A 558-nucleotide genomic window follows, 5' to 3' on the forward strand; every position below is an offset into this window, starting at 1 on the left:
ACTACTACAGCTTTCGTCGCTTCATCGGTGATAATCAGGTCGAGAAGTTTAAAAGCGGTTCCTTCCTCTTTGAACGCGAAAATGTGTTTCGCGTTTGCCAGTGCGTTGAATTTTGCTTTTGCGTCGAGTTTGATTTCTTTAGCCATTTTGGTATTAATCTCTATTTTGAGTTTGATGGAGGGGCTTTACCAGTCGATTGGAATTTACAGCCCCTGTTTGGGTTTACGCTATGTTACTCGATGGTAACGGTGCGTTTTTCGGTAGTGATTTCAGCCACTACACCGAATTTTGCCAGCAATTCCACGGCTTCATTTGCGCGGGATTTGGTGGTGAATGGTACTTTAGATTCGCCAGCGGTGACGATGTACACGGTAATTTTCTTTTGCATGGTTACTGCCCTTTAGGTTGATTGAGTGAAATCCACTTTGCGTTTTGAACTGCTACGCTATGGAAGTATTCTAACACTTCTTTGATAGTGGTGTAAACAAATACGTCGTCACAAGTGCAATCATTTTCCTTGTCGATTACCACTTGATGAAGGTGAAATTTGTTAGTCTC

1 protein-coding gene is annotated in these 558 nt (G+C 42.3%); it reads left to right on the forward strand.

What is annotated here, in order from left to right; genetic code table 11:
* Positions 1-404, forward strand: a 404-nt coding sequence (locus HL054_RS22200; protein WP_369141300.1) for a hypothetical protein, incomplete at its 5' end; no start/stop codon positions are given.
* Positions 405-558 lie beyond the last annotated feature (154 nt).

It is taken from the genome of Modestobacter versicolor, assembly GCF_041028285.1.
GTDB lineage: Bacteria > Actinomycetota > Actinomycetes > Mycobacteriales > Geodermatophilaceae > Modestobacter > Modestobacter versicolor_A.